General features: G+C 38.1%; 13 protein-coding genes. All 13 read right to left on the bottom strand.

Features of this window, described 5'->3' with window-relative positions; genetic code table 11:
- Positions 1-51 precede the first annotated feature (51 nt).
- The 13 genes from M3627_RS01485 to M3627_RS01425 all read right to left on the bottom strand — a co-directional run bounded on the left by M3627_RS01485 (position 52) and on the right by M3627_RS01425 (position 16697).
- Positions 52-1617, bottom strand: coding sequence for a ribonuclease YeeF family protein (locus M3627_RS01485; protein WP_169358746.1), 1566 nt, complete (start codon positions 1615-1617; stop codon positions 52-54).
- Positions 1618-1742: 125 nt separating this feature from the next.
- A complete protein-coding gene (locus M3627_RS01480; RefSeq protein WP_169358745.1) occupies positions 1743-2192 on the bottom strand; it encodes a DUF5085 family protein in 450 nt (149 codons plus the stop codon).
- A complete protein-coding gene (locus M3627_RS01475; protein WP_251552701.1) occupies positions 2189-2647 on the bottom strand; it encodes a DUF5085 family protein in 459 nt (152 codons plus the stop codon). Before M3627_RS01475 ends, M3627_RS01480 begins: the two co-directional genes overlap by 4 nt.
- Positions 2648-2881: 234 nt before the next feature.
- Positions 2882-3181: a YwqI/YxiC family protein gene (locus M3627_RS01470; RefSeq protein WP_169358744.1), complete on the bottom strand. Its 300-nt coding sequence runs from the start codon at positions 3179-3181 to the stop codon at positions 2882-2884.
- Positions 3182-3199: 18 nt separating this feature from the next.
- On the bottom strand, positions 3200-3544 hold the full coding sequence (locus tag M3627_RS01465; RefSeq protein ID WP_251552818.1) for a YwqH-like family protein: 345 nt from the start codon (positions 3542-3544) through the stop codon (positions 3200-3202).
- 2 nt (positions 3545-3546) lie between these two features.
- Positions 3547-4098 carry a type VII secretion EssA family protein gene (locus M3627_RS01460; protein ID WP_251552699.1) on the bottom strand — a complete coding sequence of 184 codons (552 nt, stop codon included), beginning with the start codon at positions 4096-4098 and terminating at the stop codon, positions 3547-3549.
- Entirely contained in the window at positions 4079-6925 is a 2847-nt protein-coding gene (gene esaA, locus M3627_RS01455; protein WP_251552698.1) for a type VII secretion protein EsaA, read from the bottom strand. The genes M3627_RS01460 and esaA overlap by 20 nt, the downstream gene beginning before the upstream one ends.
- Positions 6922-11400: a type VII secretion protein EssC gene (essC, locus tag M3627_RS01450; protein ID WP_251552696.1), complete on the bottom strand. Its 4479-nt coding sequence runs from the start codon at positions 11398-11400 to the stop codon at positions 6922-6924. The genes esaA and essC overlap by 4 nt, the downstream gene beginning before the upstream one ends.
- A 70-nt stretch (positions 11401-11470) precedes the next feature.
- The gene (essB, locus tag M3627_RS01445; protein ID WP_251552695.1) at positions 11471-12886 is read right to left on the bottom strand and encodes a type VII secretion protein EssB; all 1416 of its coding nucleotides are present in this window, start codon (positions 12884-12886) and stop codon (positions 11471-11473) included.
- A gap of 13 nt (positions 12887-12899) precedes the next feature.
- Positions 12900-13139 (bottom strand): ESX secretion system protein YukD, encoded by a 240-nt coding sequence (yukD, locus tag M3627_RS01440; RefSeq protein ID WP_169358738.1) that lies wholly within the window; start codon positions 13137-13139, stop codon positions 12900-12902.
- A 116-nt stretch (positions 13140-13255) separates the two neighbouring features.
- Positions 13256-13549: a WXG100 family type VII secretion target gene (locus M3627_RS01435; RefSeq protein ID WP_169358737.1), complete on the bottom strand. Its 294-nt coding sequence runs from the start codon at positions 13547-13549 to the stop codon at positions 13256-13258.
- Positions 13550-14351: 802 nt separating this feature from the next.
- Positions 14352-15191 (bottom strand): 3-hydroxybutyryl-CoA dehydrogenase, encoded by an 840-nt coding sequence (locus M3627_RS01430; protein WP_446740210.1) that lies wholly within the window; start codon positions 15189-15191, stop codon positions 14352-14354.
- Positions 15192-15512: 321 nt separating this feature from the next.
- Positions 15513-16697, bottom strand: coding sequence for an acetyl-CoA C-acetyltransferase (locus M3627_RS01425; RefSeq protein ID WP_251552693.1), 1185 nt, complete (start codon positions 16695-16697; stop codon positions 15513-15515).
- Positions 16698-16705: the final 8 nt, after the last annotated feature.

Here is a 16705-nt window from a genome sequence, read left to right as displayed (position 1 = left end):
CAATACTGAAAAATCTTCTTCTACTAATCTCATCTTAAACCCACACTTTCTTTAGCGGAACCATCCTTTAATATGATCCATAGCAGATTTTCCGCCCTCTTTCTTACTAGTCAATGCTATATTAGCAAGTATCCCTAAACCTACACCAATAGCAGTTCCAACACCTGGAATAGGAATCGCAACTGTGAAACCTACGGTAAATGCAGTCTGGACTGCTCCACCAACCGCAGTCTCTACAGCTGTGTCAACTGTTGCTCTGGCGGCTGCTTTCCCACCACTAAGCCCTTCACTTTTAGCTGTATTATAATTACTAAAATAATTGGCTGCTGCTCCTATTGGTCCTAATGCTTTGGTTACGCCTTTAAGTCCAGGTTGAGCCATTCCTTTAATGTCTACAATATCCTTAAAAGACTTTCCTATTCCTTTTGCTGTAGCGGTACCAACAGTTTTAGCTTTTTCAACGCTAGTAGCCTTGTCATTCCAATATGCAAGATTAGGATGTTTTTTTAATACCTCATCCCCGGTAGTTGACCACCCACTAGAATTTGGTTTTTGTGTGGCATACTTTAAATCCGTAGTATTATTTATTGCTTTTTCGTGATGTTTTTTACTCCATTTTTTATCTCCCTTAGGAAGACCTTTGTTAAAGTCTCTAAGTGCTTCAGCATCAGGAACTACTTTTAAATGCTTCAATGCTTCACCGTTTGCCTGAATCTTATGTGTATACTTTCCTGTTTTCGAGTCATATACACGTGAAGTTCTTAACACTCCTTTTTTACCGGCTTGATACATACCATAACTTGATACTAGACCAGTAGTAGCAGTATTAATACGTTTTAGGAGCCCTACTTCCTCTTTAATCTTATCCACATCACTTTTGGTATTAGCCACGTCATTTGGGTCACTGGACTGATCCTTATCCTCTACATGTTCTAAGGATGGGTCTTGGGTATCTAGTTCGGTTTTAAGGGGGTGTTCCGCCGTATAGTCCTTCCATACATCCGCCTGGAAATCTATGTCTGATAGTCCATCATTCATCATGCCCTCAATGTCTAATAACCATTGTTCCATACTTAATAAATCCTTTTCAACAAAAAGGAGATTATTCGTTTGAGTCATATCAAATTCACATAAATCCGAAACCGTTAGATCTCTCTTTTTTCGAGAATCATTAACGCCTTGCTGTACTTCACTATCGTTTAAATGTGGGAGCGCAACAATATCAGATACCTGATCCATAATAGAATTAGACTCGTCTGTAAGTGATTCTGTAATTTTAGAAATGGCGGTTAGTCCCTCTTCCACTTCTCCCTCTAAAAATGTTTGCTTAATATAACCATTTGGATCTGGCTCTAACCCCTCTAAAGCTAGCTTCATCTGAGAAAGCCTTTCCTTAAATCCTGTTTGAAATATCGTAAAAAACTGAAGGAAAGGGATGTGACAATCGTTGTAAAATGCACGAATGGTATTTCCACCCTGACCCTTTAAATGATCCTCCATTGCGACGAGACCGCTGATTGTCTTTTGAATTTGCTGCATTTCCTGTTCTACCCGTGTGAGCATATCTGTGTTTCGCTGTATACCGTCTTGAAAAGGACGAACATCAAGGACTTTCATAAGGATACCTCCACTAATCAGTGTTATATTTTCTATCCAAAACATCGATAGTCATTACGCTTAGATTTTAGTTGGTATGTTACAGGTGCCTGGCACCTGTAACATACCAACTAAAAAAATAATGATTATAGTACACCTAGACTCATTTCTACGAAGCTTTTTTCGGAGTTATGCATTTGTTTCATTTGGACAAAAATGGGTGTTTTTTGTGTTAGCTGCTTCTGCTCTGCATAGCCAAATAGCTCCCAGTATTTTTCCTGTGATTTTATGTCGAAGTCATGCATAATTCTAGTCATTAGCAGATTGTCTACAAGAAAATAGCTGCTAAACAAGACCGCCTCTTCCTCAGGCACAGAGAAGTATTTTTCTTCAATAGGCAGGAAGATTTGTGCAGTCATTACCTCTGCGGTAGGGTCACTAATGATTGAGAAGAACATAGTTCCTGTAGGCGTGTAATTATACTTCTCTAAAATTTGGATAAAATCGGCAATAGCTAAGTCAATTTCTTCAGGGAGAAAATTATAAAGCTTAGAAGCTACATTCCGATAGGCAATTTGATGGTTCGCTACTATCATTTTTCAGCCCCCTGCCCTATTACAGGTACATATAAATCAATAATAAATTCACCGTAAACATCTAACAGGACACAATAATAGTTATCTTCTAGCTCTATGTCATTTTCTATTGCATAGGATTTTACTTTGTCATAGGCTGCCGTGAAATCTACTTCCTGCTCTGCTTGTCTTAATAGCAGGGCCTTTTCAACCTCTAAGTGCTCGATAAATGAAAAATGAGCATCTTCATTTAATACGACTGCTGTACTTATTGGTAAATAGTAATTAAATAAACCAGTTTCTGCATCGTTATCGTCCTCTTTATAGGAAAAAAAGATAGGCCCATTTTTGTACACTTCATTATTTAGCGTAAAGTTTTCCAACTCGAATATTCCTTCTTGCCAATTTTCTTTTTTATCTTTTACTTGAAAGGAAAGCACATTGTCAAATAGCAAAGAACATAATTCAATTCCCATGGATGATCACTCTTTCGTCTGATTATTTTAAAGGTTTCTCGAATTTCAAACGTATATTAAGATACTAAATCTCATATTTTTTCTGGAGGTACCGTAATAATGAAATTAACTAAAATATGTAAATGTATCAAAAGAAATGAAAAATAGACTTAGCATATTTAAAATTTCTAACCGCTCTTTTTCTAAAAAAGAGACACTCTTCTGCTTATAGAAGAGCCTCTCCTATTGTCAATGTTAATTCGCTAGCATCTTATGTCCACCTGACCCATTTATACCAGTAGAAATTGTCTCATCGGTCTCTTTCATAAACTCAACCGAACTAGTAGTTGTAAGGATATTTTCTCCTAATAACTGTTGATATTTAATTAACAAAGTTTCTAGATTTACGGAGAGCTCATTTAACTTAGTAGCCACATCTAGCACATTTCCTTCAATTGGCGCCTCTTTTGTAGGATTTAACGCTTCATTTGAGGCTGTCATTTGCTCTAATTGGTTCTCTACATCCGCATAAACAATTTTTATTTCCTCTGACATATACATACACCCCCGCTATTATTTCATATTGTTAGCCGCTTCCTCAGCTAAAAGCCGATCAATAGTCGCTTGGATACTAACTATCTCTGCTTGAAGTTCAGCAATTTTTGCGGCAATTGCATCAAATACAGCACTAAATTGAGTTCCTATAATCTCTAAATACGGTTGACGTATTCCCGATTCACGAATATCATCAAAGGCTGTCGCAAGCGTCCCATGCCAAGTAGTAGGAGTAAGCTCCGGTTCCTTACATTTAGTTTCATTGGACTGGAATTCTCCCTGCTTCCCTGTGAGAGAAGCTTGACACGCATTTAACCTAGCTATCTTCGCTTTAACTTCTGCTAGCTTCATATACCAATACATAATCAAATTAATTCACCCTCCCTTATACCCTTCTTCTTTTTTGGAGTACCGTTTGACGTTTGTGCGAGCTTTGGCAAAAATACTAAAAAGAGAATAATAATCCCACAGGCTATAATCAATAGGAAAACAAGTGTAAGCAGGTTGCCATTTGAACTTCCTTCTTGCTGTTGCTGTGAGAGGTTCCCTTGCGTTTTCGTCTCCAACTCCCCAGAAGTGAAAAGCTTTAATTCTAAGGAGCGTGCTGCCACCGTACTATTTTCACCTCTTCCATCACTCTGAAAAAGGAAGGATGAGTCAGTACGATTAGGCAGCTTCTTCCTACCGTCAAAATAAATATCAAACTGCTTAATAGGAATCGTGTTTTTCATTTCTGTTTTCTTCACATCATGTAGATAATCGGTATTTTTCTTAAATTCTAGCTTTTCATATAACAAAGGCTCTAATTCATCGATTGTTTTATTTTCATCTGCTAGCACTACTCCACTTTTAGGAAAACAGAGTAGCGCTGTACAGAGGACCACTAAAATGACCTTTTTAGCCTTCATACGCTTCATCTACTGTCGTAGCGTTTTGGCCATTGTTCTTGCTTACAAAATAGGATACTACTAGCATTATGATTGCTATAACACCTGTAATGATTACTCCCATTATAAAGTTTGTTTCCGCCTCATATTTTATTGAAAGATACACGTTTGATAAAATATCAGGTACGTTCACATCTGGCACCGCTAAAATCAGCAGTGGAATAATGTAAATACACATAAGTACTATTCCAGCTAGCCAGCCGGCTGCCTGACCAAACTCTAATGCTGCTCGAACAATGGATGCACTTGCTAATAGTAATAGCACCGTAAATATCGTCCATTGAATGGCACGATCGTCGTTTAAGATGTACATATTAATACTGTATAGGCTAATAATAATCCCAACTAAAAGAGATAAGATGATGGTCATTGCTATACGAAGTCCAACTGCCCCATCCTTTAATTGATACGTAAAGTAACCTATTAGTAGACTACTAATCAGTAGGACGATAAATAAGATAACTGGTGGAACCTTTTGGCCCTCCTCTGAGACAGCAGCTGCTCCTTTTACTCCTAGTGGATTCACAAAATGGTTAAATGCATAACCATTTTCCTGTCCATCTACATAAGTGTTTGCTAGGAAGCTTTGTATGTCCCCATCAAAATCAGACATAGCATCCACGTTTGTCTCCCATTTGTTACTAAACTCATCAGATGTAGTTTTAATGTTATCTGCTTTTGCGTGTAATTCATTTGCGTAATTTACCAAGTTATTCTGACGGTCCGATAACGTATTCATCATTTGACTAAGAGAAACTAGCTGATTACTTACATTTTGTTGACTGGATGCAACTTCTCCCTCACCTACTGTTTGCTGAGGTTCTGCACCTAACATAGTAGCTGGGTTTTGAATTTGCTGCAGCAATAAATTCGCCTGCTTATCAATCGTATCTAAATCATTTAGTAACGATAAATGCTGCCCTTCCACTGTTTCTCTTTGACCGGACATAATAGCAGCAAAGGTTGTGCTTAAATCTGTCATTCCTAATTGTGTTTCCGGTATACTTTCTTCTACTGCAGTCCAGCCTTCTAATTCTATTTCATTAACGTCTACCACATTTTTAAGTAAAGCTGTTAAAATTTCGTCTTCTAGCAGGGCATCCTTGTTGGTGCTTTCCCCTCCTTCATTCAACGTATATTCAAACTGCTCTAAAGTTGCATAATAGGACAATAAAGAGCTTAGCTCTGTATTGGTAACTCTTTTACTAAATAGTTCTTGTAATCTAGTTTTCTGTTCGGCTGTTAGATTAGCATGAGTCAATAATGCTTCTTCTTTTTGACTAATCTCTAACCCTATCCTTACCGTATCAGCCGGGTAGGTGTCTATAATTTGCTGCACGGATTGATATTCCCTGTATACGGCCTGATAATCTGTTAAAAGACTTGTATATTCCTTTGCAGCAGTGGCATAATCATTTGTTCCTTCTTGATTGGAACTGCTCCACATGTTTTCTTTTTGAGAAATAAGCGCGGTGACATTTGTCAATTCACCTTGTAGCTGATCCAAATCAGTTAACAATGTAGACTCTGGATCTGTTTCTGCTATTTTTGTTTTTAAAGACTGTAGAGCTGTAAGGATTTCATTAACCTTTGTACGCTCCTCCTCTAAAGTAGGAAGAAGTGTCCCTGTTTTTGCTGCAGCCTTTTGTTCCATTTCTGTACCGATTGGAACTAGTTGCTGTGGATCTGTTCCAACATCCATTATCCCTAGTACAGCAGTACCGTTCTTTCTTGCCTCAATTCCTTTTTCTAAGCTTGCAAGCACCGAGTAGTTATAACGATCAATTGCAGTTTTTTGAACGACAAGTAAGTCATTAAGCTGGCGATCTACCTCACTTTTTCGGAGCTCAGACAATGCATTGAACTTCTCCTGGTTGGCATCTATAATGTTGTTCACTTTGTAAATTTCATCATTTAACTTTTCGTTGCTATCTTCTAGCTGCTGAACGGTTTTATTGAAATGCTCTGCTTGAGAAGCGGCAGCAACCTTTATCTTTGCAAGACTGTCATCTTGGACTTGTCTTAAAATTTCTTTTTGACTATCCTGGAACGTTTTATATTGCTGGACGTAGCTGATAAATCCAGTCATTTGGTTTCCGAAAGTTTCCGCATTTTCAATCCTTGCAGCGTGAGAATTATTAGCTGAACTCATTGTTGAAAGTAATCCAGCCATCTGTTCCTTTTGTCGTTTCATTTCTTCAGCAAGTGTTTCAGATTCCGGCTTATAGTAAGCTGACATCGTCGATAGAAACTCAGTTTCCTTACCTAATATATTCGCAAATTCCTTTTTAATATGATCCATTTCCTGTGCTACGTATGTCCAATAAAGAGTAGACACCTTTTCATTTACACGATTGGTAGCTGACTCGATCTCATGCAGCACTCTCTCTTTTCGTAGCCCAGCTTTTTGTGAATGCACCTTATAAGAGAATTCTGCTCTTTCTGGATTTTGCTGATCATAAGACATTACATTAGAAGAAAAGTTAGAAGGGATATAAACGATGGCCTCATACTGATTAGACTTCAACCCATTTTCAGCTGCCCCTCGGCCGACTACCTTCCATTCATATGGTGAATCGGTAGCTAGAATCGTCACTACCTCTACCCCCATGTCAATACTTTCCTGACCTTTTGTGATCCCCTGATCCTCATTAACAATGGCAATAACTCTTTTATTTGGATTATCTAAATCTAATATGCTGACCCCCATCAGCTGGAAGAACAAAATAGGGAGAGCTAATATTAGAACAATCCCAGCAACTATTTTCCATAATCCCGTTCCCTTTAAATTTTTCATTGGGTGATCTTCCTCTCCATCTTACATAACGGAATTAACACCTTTGTGGCGTTTCCGTTGAATACGTAATGCGCATAGCCTAACGGCAGTTCTGCCTCTTTTCTTTCATAAGGTACTGTATAAAGCGTTTGCTCTGATTTTTTCATAAATACTAATCCTTGTCTTACGAGCTTCAATTCATTCGTAAATGCATCGAAGCCTTTTGTAATTTCTGAGTTGTTAGCCGATATAATCACATTAAAGCCTAGATGAGTATATTTTTTCATTAGCTTAGAGAGACGATCCTGAATGCCTACATCTGCGAGCTGTAAAAATCTCGTATAGCCATCAATGATGAAATAGGCAGGGACGATTGTTGGTGATTGTCCGTTTTGCAAGCTTTCTAGATAGCTACTTTCCACTTCTACATAATGTTGCTCCACGTTGGTAATCCAATCTACCAATCGATCTTTCGTTTCTAAGTAGTCTACTTTTGGTTCGTCTGAGAATGCTGCAAGACCTCGATCAAATGAATCAAAGATAGCAATAAAGCCATTCTCCATTTCTAATAATTGATGTAATAACCACTTAATCGTATTCGTTTTACCTCTTTGAACCGGACCAATCAGCATTAGATGACGATTTTTATTAAAGTTAATTGGAATCGTTCTAACTGTTTCTTCATCTAAACCAAGGTGTACTATTCCAGGCATTACGTCATCCTCTAAATAGTTTTGGAAGTTATCGCTGTTTAACTCAAGCGGCAGCATTGGAATTGGCTTTGGTGCAGGTATATCTGCATAAGCACTCTTCAATGCTTGCACTTTTGACTTAATAGATTCTAAAATTTCGAAATCGTCTACTCCATGTGCTGGGAGGAATAATTGTGCAAACTTCGCTTCTTCTTTTTTAATAATCGCTCTTCCTGGGAAAGGCTCTAAGTCAAATGGAACTCTTCCAATGACACCATACGACTCTGTGCTATCCATTAAATAATGGACTATTTTAGTTTTTAAATTGTTCATGAGTGATTGTCTAATGGACTGTACTCTTGTTGCAGATACAAGCAGATGAATACCTAAAGATTGTCCATCTCGACCAAACTGGATGAGCTGTGCCTCTAGTTCTTCCATTTCCTCACGTACAATATCATAGTTATCCACTACTATGTAAATAAGAGGTAATGGAGATTCTGATACTTTATTGTACATATGGATATTACTCACTTCTGCCAATTGGAAAGCTATCTTTCTGTTGGATATCTCATCCTTTATTAGCTTTATAAGCTTATCTCGTTTTAACTCCTCATCCATCGTAAAGTAATCAGCTGTATGTGGCAGCTGCCTCATAGGAAGAAGAGATCCATTTCCATAATCTAAAATGTAAAGGTGAGCCTCGGCAGGGCTTAGATTGTCTGCTATACCTAGTAAGAGTCTTAATAATGTATAAGATTTCCCATAACCTGAGGAACCAAAGATTCCTACATTCCCGTCCTTCTTCCATTCGTAATAAATTGGATTTTGCGCCTGTTTTTCTGGTTCATCTATCATTCCAAGTAGGAAGGCATCCTCAATTTCTTCTATATGCTTGGACTGAGTAATCCTTAAAGCCAAAGGTGGCAGCCATGGACTTTGGAGCTTTTGGATAGCCATTTCTTCTTGAGTTTGAGCAATTTTAGCAGTCACTGCCTCAATTTCTGTCATTTTACTCTTTTTCTTACTTACCTTCGTTTCAATGCCCGTTAGTGGAATTAGCCCTAAATCAGTGACAATTGCAATGTCCTCTTCTCCTTCTAACGTTTCTTCCATGTATGGCGCACCACTCCAAGCAGATTGGAACAGCTCGTAGACCTCATTATTTCCTACCTGCAAATATCCTCTACCTGTCACGGTAATGGAAGCTGCATCACTATTTTTTAGGATTTCCTTACTATCGTTTGCATCCTGAACCTTCAGCGCTACTCGGAAGCGAGCATTACTCCAAATTTGTTCATCGATGATTCCGCCAGGTTTTTGAGTAGCAAGGATTAGATGTACTCCTAAACTACGTCCAATACGAGCAGTACTTACTAGCTCCCGTATAAATTCTGGCTCCTCACTCTTTAGCTCTGCGAACTCATCAGAGATAAGAAAAAGATGTGGAAGTGGTTCAAGAGAAAGACCGTTTTTATACAGCGTTGTATAGTCATCGATATGAGCAACCTCATACCGATCAAATAAGCGCTGTCTACGTTTAAGCTCACTATTGATAGATGTTAAGGCACGCATACTAAAGTTTTTACTACCTTCAATATTCGTTATTGTTCCTAACAGATGAGGGATTTTCTTGAACGGCTGTGCCATTCCCCCTCCTTTATAATCGATAAGTAAAAACGCAACCTCATGCGGATGAAAATGAACCGCAAGTGATAAAATATATGTTTGAAGAAATTCACTTTTCCCTGATCCAGTTGTACCAGCCAGCAATCCATGAGGGCCATGTGCTTTTTCATGTAGATTTAAGTGAACAAGCTCTTTTTTCCCTTTGAGCCCTATCGGAACTGCAAGAGATTTAGCTGATTCATTTGTCTTCCAATATTGTTGAACAGGAACGTCTTCTACGTCCTTTACCTCAAACATTTCTAAAAAGCTAACTGAATTGGGAATCGAATTTTTCATACCTATTTGGTGATTCAATGTTCGCAGCATACGAGAGAATCGCTCATTAGTTGTAGCGTCGTAGTCATCCAAATAGAAGGGTCTGTTTACAGCCTTACCTTCCTCTATTAAAATATCTCCTTCACGATCATTTACATATCGAACGAGTGTATGAACATTCTCGGTCATCCGTTCCTCAGCCGATTCAGCAAAAATTACCGAGAAACCTAATTCTTTTGTATTCTTTTTCTCTAAGTATTCCATGATGACATGTTCTGCTATTAAAGATGTATCCGAAATGATAAATACTAGATGAGGGGCAAATCTTACTTTCCCTTTCATCTCATCCACATCTCTTTCCCGAATTATTTCGTAAAGTGAGGACAACAACTGATCACGAGTTTCCTCATTGTGGATTAAGCCTTTCGCATGCATGTTTGGAAGTGTGGAGTGAGGGAGCCACTTCATCCATTCATAATCCTTGTATTCTTTGTGATTAAAAATATTAATCACACGAATATCATGATAGCTATGAGCAAAGGCTAGCTGTCCAATTATTTGTTGAAGCTCCCGTTTGACCACATTTTCCTTACCGATCAATCCTAAAATACCTTGATGTAAATCGGTTGTTATTGGTGCAGATTGGATGGTTTGATATACTTTTTCCATTCTTTGCGCCTCTTCAAGTAGGTCATCCACTTCTCTGTTTGCTAAATCCCCAGAGCTAAGCTTTATTTCATAGCTTGATGGGACATCCCCAATGCCTAATCTAAATTGCAGAAAGTCATGGCTTTCTAAACTTTTCTCCCAAATTCGTCCCGATAACTCCTCTGTCATTATCTTCATTTTTTCAAAGGATGGATAATGATACTCGAGCACAAACTTTTGCTTTTCCGATAAGCCATCCAGCTCTTCTCGTAAATTTGCCATATAGGCCGCATAAACTCTTCTTCGCTTCGCTTCGTTTTCTTTTCTCTTTTTTCGTTCCTTGAAGAAATTAATCGTAGATGTAACAAGGACAGCCATGAACATCGTGATCGATATGATGACAAATACCCCTCGTGGAACAAAAATGGTAATCGTTCCAATCGCAATTAGCATGACAAGCGGTAGTGCAATCGTCATCAATAATCCTCGACCTGCTGCATCACTTTCCTGAGCCGGAAAGGAGATAGATACTTTATCCTCTGGTAAGTCATAAATCATCCGAGGTGTTCTTCTATATTCAGGGTACATAGCATATCTTTCCGTTTTAGGTAATTCTATTTCAGGTAGCGTGCTTATATATTCCTTACTTGTCACTATTTCGATTAAATCTCTTTGAACCAGTTTAATCTCCATAAATGCCCATTGTAGTACATCGCCGAGCTGAATAATTTGGTTAGTACCGCAACGTTTTCCGTTTAGATATAAAGGACATGCAAAATCCTTTTTGATAATCCAGCCATCATTGATTTTATTGAAAGAGAAATGACCAGTCTCCACTTCAGGGAACATAATATTCGTACGATGAAAGGTTGCTTGTTCCTCATGACTGTCGAATGACACTTCGTTTGTATAATCAATAAAATAAGTTTTTGTCTGAACCGGTAAAGAAGATACGAACACTTTTAAGATCTTATCTCTCTGCTCAATTGCAAGACCACTTTCTTCTGTCAACACTCCCAATTCTTGTGCCCCGTCGTGAAGGACTAATTGATTTTCCTTATCTTCAATCCTTATTTCTCCAAAAAGAAAAGGGAAACTTTGGACGGTCACATCATGCTCTATAGCAGGGCCAATGGTTAGTGTTGTAAACTCTCTTTGTTTTATCTCTAATCGTTGATAATCTTCTCCATAAAATACCCATAGCTGTAACAACCTGAACACCCTCTTTCGTACCCTGATAGTTTATTAAAATAGCCAAATAATAAGTGAGTAGTTTCTAACATCAATTAGCTGCGTTTTCTTCAGCTGCTGGCGTTTCTGGTGCAGCTGGTGGTGCTTCGGTTGCAGCTGGTGTTTCCGGAGTCGCAGGTGCTGGTGTTTCTGCTGGTGCGGTTTCTGATACTGGTGGTGCGGCCTCCGGTTTCGCTGTTTCAGTTTTTGCTTTTTTTTCTGCTTCTATTTTCTGTGCTTCTTCCTCAGCCTCTTTTTCAGCTTCCTCAGCTTCAAGCATTAGCTTTTCAAATTCCTCTACCTCTTGGTCAATTTCATTCAGAAGAATTTGCATTTCTTCACCAGTAAGGTCTTTGTCTGCTTTAACTTCCTCGCGTCTTTTTAGTAACCCAAAGGTAATTAGCTCTCCGTCCTCCATCGCTCTTGCAATGTCAACAGCATCTTCTGCCTCACCTCGACCTAGGTGAATCCAATATTTCAAGTACTCTGCATCTGTTTGAAGGGTTATATTAGATAACACATTTTTCTTTTGTTCTTCGTCTAATCTTTCATTAGTAACCGATGCGTACGCTAACTCATAAAGAACAATGTAGGGCATCCCTTTTACCGAATAAGGTTCTAATAAGGTCACTACCTGACTATAATTTTGTCCTAGAAAGTATTCATGGCTAAGTGTATAGGCTTCGTTCTTTGGCTTTTCATGTACAAAATAAATGATAGTAAAAATGATTGCAGGAAGAATTAGAATGCCAAGTCCGATTGCTAAGTATTTAGTCCACTTCCATTTCTTTCTTGGTAGCTTGATATTGCCCATTTCTACGATTTCAAGCTGTTCCATTTTTTCTGTAATATAGTCCAATAGAGCTTGGCTATCCTTCATACCCATGATGGTAGCTCCAACTTCCTTGAGCTCTAATATTTCGGAGTACTTTAAGTACTCTTCAAAGGTGAATGAATTGTCTATGGCTGCTGCTACCACTGCTTTTGTTTCAAGCCAGAGCCTATTTTCATCTGTTTCATACGGAGGTAAACTTCCTAATACACCATAGTAAAGAAACATTGGATCCAAAGCCTTGCTAAAGATTATATTTTCCGGGCATACTATTAGGTTTAGTCGGGGATAAGGGTGAGAGTAAACCTTTTCTACTAGCTGATAACCTAGCATCCACTTAGATTTTTCTTCTTCTCGATGAATGTCTCTAAAACGCATATGGTCTTTTGGAATCTCGGCTTGAACGATTAATTCGTCGTCAGTAATAACAATCTCCTTAGAGATCTTTGGGTTAACTTCTTTTAGGAAGATTATTTCCTCGGTACGCTTAAAAGCAACTCTTTCCTTTTGAAATACAAAGGTGGTTTTATTGGCTTCCTCATTAATTTCCGCACCCGTACGATTTTTCAAATATGTATATGGTCTATCTTTAAGTTTGGTTTTTGTTTTGCTCATATCTTTCTGTTTAGGGGCCATGTCCATTTCTCCTTCAAATGATTTCAATTCGGTCGCCGGTCGTAATGCCGCATTCAGACATTGTTAAATGCCCAGGGAATAATTTATCCTTGTTTACCACGCGTATCCAATGACCCTCACGCTTTGGGTTGGAAATGGAAGCGGCCTGCCACGCAATATCAATCATCTTTTTCATCGTGTAGTAATCAGATAGTCGGAGGTCAATAACTTTCCCGTTATACTTTGAAAGGTCAACTGTAATTTCTATATACAAAATGTAACACCTCTCCTAAAGAGTGTAAGCTTGCTTAAAATAGTTGAAAATGAAGGAAAAGCGCCTTCCAATATGGAATGACGCTCTATATATTACATCCTGAACAATACTCCAAGTTACCCTCTGATTTGGCTTGCAATTTGTTGATCTGCATCTTGTAGAGCTTGACCAGTGCGGCTTAACTGTACGCTAACTTCACTTAATAGCTCACGCATATCATTGAAATGTGGCTTAAGTCTTTCATATTGTTCAGCAAAGGCTGCACTAGAAGCACCTTCCCACATAGATTGCAATTCACCGATCATACCGTCCAAACGACCGATTTGAGAAGCAACCTCACTTGACTCATGACTGTAACGTGATGCCATTGCATCCAACTCAGCTGGTGTTACGCGAATAATTCCTGACATTTCATACATCTCCCTTTTGTTTAGTATTTTGATGAATTTATAAAATAACTGTGAGAGCTAACTACAAGATGAACTTGCCGTTCCTTCACAGATACTTCCAACACTTTACTTCTTTTACCAAATACATTACAAATATTTTACAGAAAATATTTGTTAATGGATATTTTTTACTTTTAATATACTTCTAACTATTTATTTTACTAAAAAAACCATTTACTATAGCCATATCCCCCTATTTGGTAATCTCTAAACCTATTACCTTATATTTTTTTTAGAGATTAAAAGGAGTTTAAGTCCATTGCCTAATATAATAAATAACATTCTCAAACTAAGTAGTCAAAGCATCCAAAAAAATCAAAAAATAACCTTAGAACTAAACGCTCATAGACTTTTGTCCCGTTAATTTAATATTTTAAATTTAATAATATATTTTTACTCTAGATAATTTATTATCCAAACTAAAATATCAATAATTTATCATTCTTAATATAAACCGATTATTTTGACCCATCTTTTGTAATATTGCATCTGCCAAATATCTTAGTTCGAAGATACTTGAACTCATAATAACTTTCCTCAAAATTTTCTTCCAACTATCGATTCCATTACAAAAACATTACAGAAAATATTAAAAACATCATTATAAATACCATTTTTATTTGTTCAATGCTAAGTTCGATAAGCTTAATATGTTACAGGTGTCTCGTATCTCACAGGTGCCAGGTATGTTACAGGTGCCTGGCACCTGTAACATACCTGGACATAAAAAAACCACAATCCATGGTGGATGTGGTTTTGTATTTTAATACGTATAGAAGCCTCTGCCTGTTTTTCTGCCTAGCTTGCCGGCTCTCACGTATTTTCTTAATAGAGGTGCAACTCGATATTTGGTGTCTCCAGTTTCTTCAAATAATGTCTCTGCTACTGATAAAAGTGTGTCTAACCCGATAAGATCAGCTAGAGCTAGTGGTCCAATTGGTTGGTTTGTTCCTAGCACCATTCCTTTATCTATATCTTCGGCAGAAGCTATACCTTCTCCTAGAACAAAAATCGCTTCATTAATCATTGGAACTAATATACGATTTACGACGAATAACGGAGCATCTAATATAGTAATGCTTTCTTTACCGCTGTCTTCTACTAGTTTTTTTACGGTATCATATGTTTCATCACTAGTTTCAGAGCCTTTTATGATTTCTACTAATTTCATGACTGGCACAGGATTAAAGAAATGCATCCCAATGACACGGTCAGGTCTCCCAGTTGCGGATCCTATTTCCGTAATACTTAAACCAGAGGTATTGGAAGCTAAAATGGTTTTTGGGTCACAAATTGCATCCAGTTCAGCAAAGACTCTTTTCTTAATATCCCGATTTTCTAATATAGCCTCTATTACTATATCAAGTCCTGCTAGTTTGGTTTTATCAGTAGTGAACGTAATTCTGCTTAGTACCCGCCCAATCTCACTAAACTCTTTATTTTCCTTTTTATAAAGCCTCCATAAATTAGCATCGATTGTAGATGCCGCTGTTCTTAGTATTTCGTTATCAATATCACAAAGCGTGACCTCATGTCCCGCTGAAGCCATTACTTGTGCAATGCCATTTCCCATGGTACCTGCACCTAATACACCAATTTTCATCATGATAACCTCCTAAAAACTCTTAGATGTTCTTTGTAATCCTTATTCCCTCATTATTCTTTTTGACACATATCTAGCTTCAATTATCAGAATATTATCTAATAATAACATTATACTTCCTATTCCATTAGTTATCTAGAGAAACATGTAAATTATGGTTTAAAAGTAAAATTGATTACTCCCGAGTATAAATAACTACTTAAATAATAGACGAACACTATCCATCAATAAAACATATGTAAAACGTCTACCACTAATAATCCAATTAAATAGCTCTAAAAAAGACTTCTACTTTAAAAAAAGTAAAAGTCCTATACTAAATTAATTTACATTCTCTATAATGACGGCAATTCCCTGGCCACCACCAATACAAAGACTTGCGACTCCATATTTTAACCCTCTTCTCTTAAGCTCATATGCTAAAGAAAGGAAGACACGAGTACCACTTGCCCCAACTGGATGACCTAGTGCAATTGCTCCTCCATTGACATTTGTTTTGTCTCTATCTAATCCTAACTCCTTTTCTACCGCTAAATACTGAGAGGCAAAGGCTTCATTTACTTCTATTAAATCTATTTCCTCTAACGTCATTTCTGCACGAGCAAGTGCTTGTTTAATTGCGGGTACGGGACCAATCCCCATAATGGATGGATCAACGCCCGCTATCCCCCACGAGATAATCTTAGCTAAAGGCTTAAGCTCATGCTTCTCCACGGCCTCACCGCTTGCTATAATAACTGACGCCGCTCCATCATTAATACCACTAGCATTACCCGCCGTCACGGTTCCATTTTGCATAAAGGAAGGCTTAAGGGATGCCAATTTTTCCTGATTAACTTCACCCTTAATATGCTCATCCTGATCCACCATTATAGTTCCCTTCCTAGAAGGAACCTCTACAGTTACTATTTCCTCTGCAAATCTGCCCGATTCCTGTGCATGAGCTGCTCGTTTTTGGCTAAGTAAGGCAAACTCGTCCTGCTCTTCTCGAGGTGAGCTATATTGCTCTGCTAGCTTCTCAGCAGTCATCCCCATGCCACTTCCTATATACTCATCCGTTAACGTGCTAAGCACCATATCCTCATACTTCATTGTCCCCATCTTACTACCACCAAATCTAGCAGTAAAATTTGCATAGGGAGACATCGACATATTTTCAGCTCCACCTGCGAGAACAATATTCGCTTCGCCTAACAAAATCATTTGAGCACCCGATACAATTGATTGACAGCCTGAGCCACATAAGCGATTAACATTCATCGCTGGAACCTCTACTGGTATACCTGCCTTCAATCCGATATGACGTGAAAGGAAAGCTGCGTTCGTGCTAGAATGAATGACGTTTCCATATATGACATGATCGATTTGATCCGGCCCGACTCCAGATCGTTCCATTGCTTCTCTTGCTGTTGCTGCACCTAAGTCATCTGCTTTAACTTGGGCAAAGGATCCTCCAAAGCTCGTAAATGCTGTCCTTGCTCCGTCTATTAAATATACTGTTTTCATCCACTATT

Source organism: Psychrobacillus sp. MER TA 171, from assembly GCF_023713305.1.
GTDB lineage: Bacteria > Bacillota > Bacilli > Bacillales_A > Planococcaceae > Psychrobacillus.
Note: the sequence above shows the minus strand (reverse complement) of the source record. Positions and strands in the feature narration are given on the sequence as shown.